Origin of the sequence: Komagataeibacter europaeus LMG 18890 (genome assembly GCF_000285295.1) — a bacterium.
Lineage (GTDB): Bacteria > Pseudomonadota > Alphaproteobacteria > Acetobacterales > Acetobacteraceae > Komagataeibacter > Komagataeibacter europaeus.
This window is the reverse complement of record NZ_CADP01000175.1, coordinates 1-3,760: the sequence shown is the minus strand read 5'-3', so window position 1 is coordinate 3,760 and position 3,760 is coordinate 1. Positions and strand designations below refer to the sequence as shown.

The window sequence follows — 3,760 nt, the reverse complement described above, 5'->3', positions numbered from 1 at the left end:
CATAGCGCGATCTCCCACCCGGCATCCCCCTGCTCGCCCTTTCAGGCCTGCGCTAAACGGACACGCCTTCGGCGTGAAAATATCATATGACAATACGATAAACGCANNNNCCCCGCCTGCGTCGGCACCTTCGGCGCCCTACGGGGCTCCCGCTCCGCGCTCGCCCGACACCTGCAACGCCAGAAAAACCGGGCAAGACCGCAATCTGCTCAAGACACAATAGAGTTCAGACGGTCATTCAGCGACTCACATGTTGCAGCATGCCAACCAGGCGCTACAGGATGACCGTACAGGCGTTACCGAACGTGGTGGCTAGTTGGGTGTAGGCCATAGAGGGAATTACGCTCTGTACGGCCTCCCAGAGCGCTCTACGGGCATTGCAGGGAATTGACGGCCAGGTCACATCCTTTTACCTGCCTTCTTGAACAAGGATCAGGCCGTGTGTATGATGTGTAAATGAAAAGTGCCGATCTGATCCGGGAGCTGGAAAAAGCAGGCTGGAAGCTGGATCGCGTGCGCGGTTCACACAACGTCTTCAAACATCCGTCGCGACCAGGGATCGTGGTCGTCCCTCATCCCAAAAAGGATCTGGGCACCGGTCTGGTTGCCGCCATCCGCAAACAGGCGGGTCTCTAGGAGGATCATCATGCGCTATCCGGTTGTTATCGAACGGGGCAGCGAGACAACGGCGTTTGGTGTTGTCTTTCCTGACCTTCCCGGCTGCTTTTCGGCAGGCGACACGCTCGATGAAGCCATTTCCAATGCGGAAGAGGCCGCTGCGGCATGGATCGATGCCACGCTGGATGCCGGAGAGGCTGTGCCTTCTCCCAGCACGCTCGACGCCATCCAGAACAACCCGGATTATGAGGGCTGGACAGTGGGCTTTGTCACCATTGATCCGGCCGTCCTCGATGACCGGGTAGAACGGGCGAACATCTCCCTTCCCCGGCGCGTTCTGGAGCGGCTGGATGCGCTTGCCAGATCATCCCATGAGAGCCGTTCCGGCATGATCGCGGCCATGACCCTGCAGGCAAGACTTACGCCGGTGATCAGGAGCAAATGAACAACCAGAACAGGGGAGATCGGGCGATGTAGGTACGCCCGGAAATCACTCCGTGCGTCATGGAGGGGAAGCTCCCATGTCTCGCACCTATCATCACAGCCGCAGACACGGCCGGGACCATCGCTGGGCCAACCGGCCGGATCGCTGTGGCTATGGAGGCTCACGTGAAGCCTCTGAATCCCCCAACTGGTACAGCCATCTGCACGATATCCGCCCTGACCGTCATCATGACAGGCATATTGCCCACCTGATCATCAAGGGCGATCTCGATCCTCTCGAGGCGGTCTTTCCGTATACCGGAACCCGACGCCCCCACGAATATTACTGGTAATCTTCAGCGCGGGATTTCGTCTCTTCCCTCAAATACCCTAACCTGACCTGATGATTGAAGAACGCGCAGTCAATGACTGCAATGCTGTCATTGCCTAATGGAGGTTCCCGTGGCCGTCATGACCATCCGCAATCTCGATGACAGTCTCAAGCACAGGCTTCGTCTGCGCGCAGCACAGCATGGGCGTTCCATGGAGGAAGAGGTGCGCGATATCTTGCGCTCGACTCTTTCCGCTGAAGTGTCGCAGGGGGTGGATGCCGGTCAGGCCATCCACCAGCGTTTTGCCAGGCTGGGCGGGGTAGACCTGCCTGCCGTGTCCCGTGAGGCCATCAGGGATGTGGATTTCGGAGTGTGATCGTTCTCGACACCAACATCCTCTCCGAACTGATGCGCTCCGGGCCTGACGGGGCGGTGCTGGCCTGGATGTCCCGTCAGTCCATGATGACCATCTTCATCACGACCATGACCCAGGCCGATATCCTGTATGGGCTGGCGCTGCTGCCGGAAGGACGACGGCGGGATCTGCTTGAATTATAGGTTCATTGAACCTATAATTCAGCATGAAGTCACGGTGGACGGTCGAAGACCTGTCGTTCGAAATGGACGATGACCAGAGCAGTGATCCGATCGCAACCCTGGTTATTCAGGCTCCTGGTGTCGTTCTGATGGTCATGGCTGAATTCAGTATCGATCGATCCCAAGGCTTCATGAAGCTGTCCAAGACTCACATCCACGGTGCAACAGCCAATGGGGTCGGGTTCGCCAATCTGAAAACGATCGCACAGGCCGTTCTGGAAGGAATGGATCTCGATGAAATCATCATTGAAGGCGGAATTCGCACGACTGGGGCCTGTCCGGGCCATATCCCGTGTCCGTTCCGGTTCACGCGCCAGATTCGCCCTGACCCTGACGCGTGAGGGATGGCCTGATCTCAATTCCATTGCCGTCACGATGGCGCTGTCCAGGCGTGGCCTGACGATGCTGGCCGCCAAGAAGACGGTGGAAGACCTCATCAGGCAATCCTCGGAACAGGCGGAAGGGCATGCAATCGTTCTGCTGCCCATGACTGACACGATCGAGGCGGTTATCTCCGACCTTGCAAAGGCCGGGATCAGGGCGATCCATGTCGATCACAAGGCCGATGTGGATGTGGCCCTGATTCGTCGGCGTCTGAAGCTCAGTCGCCGACAGTTCGCGCTCTGGTATGGTCTGGAAGAGGAAACCATCAAAGGATGGGAAAGCGGGGAACGTACGCCAGATACCGCTGCAAAAAGTTATCTGCTGGCCATTTCCAATCGGCCGGAAGCCGTGCGTGAAGCCTACGCCCATACGGAGTAAATTTCGACAGGTCCGGCTTGTTCTGGATCCTCAGGTCCCCTTTCTCCCGATACCGCCGGGGCGTCGGTCATAGGAAGCGGCGGGGAAGAGACATGATGAATAAAGTGGACTATCAGGCTGCTCGTGAAGCAGGTGTGCTCCATAGAGCGACTGTTCCCCATGTGGTGTCTGCAAGGTTTATCCGTGCACGCCGCGCCATTCACGTCACGCTCTCGAATGGCGTTGAGATGACCCCGCTTGGTAACGGCCTTCACTGGCCCCGCCTTGATGCCGATGTTCTGGTCGAAGGCCTGATCCACGATATCTAGGGGTCGTTTGCGGGAGGGGGCGAAATCCTACGCTAAGGATTTAGGCCAGCGATATTCGCCGGTGAGGTTGATGTGTTCCCATCCCAGCGGTGAGACATGGGCGAGGAGATCAGGCGGGATGATGATGCCGTCCACGGCGCGTCTGTCCACGACCTCCCCGAGTTTCATGGTGTTCCAGAAGATGATGATGGCGGCGAGCAGGTTCATGCCGGCAATACGATAGTGCTGCCCTTCGCCTGAGCGGTCGCGTATCTCACCTCGACGATGGAAGCTGATGGCGCGCTTGAGGGCATGATGGGCCTCGCCCTTGTTGAGACCGATCTGAGCCTGGCGCCGGAGACCGGCGTCGAGAATCCAGTCGATCATGAACAGGGTGCGCTCGATGCGACCGATCTCCCGCAATGCGAGGGCCAGCTCATTCTGGCGCGGGTAGGAAGCGAGCTTGCGAAGAATCTGGCTGGGGGCGACGATGCCCGCTGCGATCGTTGCCGTGACGCGCAGGATGTCGGGCCAGTTGCGCTCGATGAGCGGTTCATTGATTTTGCCGCCAACCAGCGCTCGCACATTGGCGGGCGTCGCGTTGGGCGTGAAGGCATAGAGTCTTTTCTGAGAGAGATCTCGGATACGCGGTGCGAACCTGTAGCCGAGCAAGGAGCTGGCGGCGAACACATGATCGGTAAAGCCACCCGTGTCGGCAAAATGCTGGCGGACGCGGCGGCC

At 58.6% G+C, this 3,760-nt stretch carries 8 protein-coding genes and 1 pseudogene; 8 read left to right on the top strand and 1 reads right to left on the bottom strand.

The window, feature by feature from the left end:
- Window positions 1-456: 456 nt before the first annotated feature.
- The 8 genes and pseudogenes from GEU01_RS19930 to GEU01_RS23510 all read left to right on the top strand — a co-directional run.
- Window positions 457-636: a type II toxin-antitoxin system HicA family toxin gene (locus GEU01_RS19930; protein ID WP_019087453.1), complete on the top strand. Its 180-nt coding sequence runs from the start codon at window positions 457-459 to the stop codon at window positions 634-636.
- A gap of 10 nt (window positions 637-646) precedes the next feature.
- Entirely contained in the window at window positions 647-1,063 is a 417-nt protein-coding gene (locus tag GEU01_RS19925; protein ID WP_019087452.1) for a type II toxin-antitoxin system HicB family antitoxin, read from the top strand.
- Window positions 1,064-1,139: 76 nt separating this feature from the next.
- Entirely contained in the window at window positions 1,140-1,394 is a 255-nt protein-coding gene (locus tag GEU01_RS19920) for a hypothetical protein (protein ID WP_081500037.1), read from the top strand.
- 97 nt (window positions 1,395-1,491) lie between these two features.
- Entirely contained in the window at window positions 1,492-1,749 is a 258-nt protein-coding gene (locus GEU01_RS19915) for a FitA-like ribbon-helix-helix domain-containing protein (protein ID WP_019087450.1), read from the top strand.
- Entirely contained in the window at window positions 1,746-1,931 is a 186-nt protein-coding gene (locus GEU01_RS19910; RefSeq protein ID WP_010518059.1) for a PIN domain-containing protein, read from the top strand. Before GEU01_RS19915 ends, GEU01_RS19910 begins: the two co-directional genes overlap by 4 nt.
- Before the next feature lie 23 nt (window positions 1,932-1,954).
- Entirely contained in the window at window positions 1,955-2,311 is a 357-nt protein-coding gene (locus GEU01_RS26550; RefSeq protein WP_198284508.1) for a hypothetical protein, read from the top strand.
- Window positions 2,205-2,732 carry a helix-turn-helix domain-containing protein gene (locus tag GEU01_RS19900; RefSeq protein ID WP_232272642.1) on the top strand — a complete coding sequence of 176 codons (528 nt, stop codon included), beginning with the start codon at window positions 2,205-2,207 and terminating at the stop codon, window positions 2,730-2,732. The genes GEU01_RS26550 and GEU01_RS19900 overlap by 107 nt, the downstream gene beginning before the upstream one ends.
- Before the next feature lie 92 nt (window positions 2,733-2,824).
- Window positions 2,825-3,037: pseudogene (locus GEU01_RS23510) on the top strand (DUF2442 domain-containing protein); the annotation flags it as partial.
- Window positions 3,038-3,067: 30 nt separating this feature from the next.
- On the opposite strand, the gene GEU01_RS19890 reads toward GEU01_RS23510, so the two are convergent.
- Window positions 3,068-3,760, bottom strand: a 693-nt coding sequence (locus GEU01_RS19890; RefSeq protein ID WP_019087292.1) for a Tn3 family transposase, incomplete at its 5' end; no start/stop codon positions are given.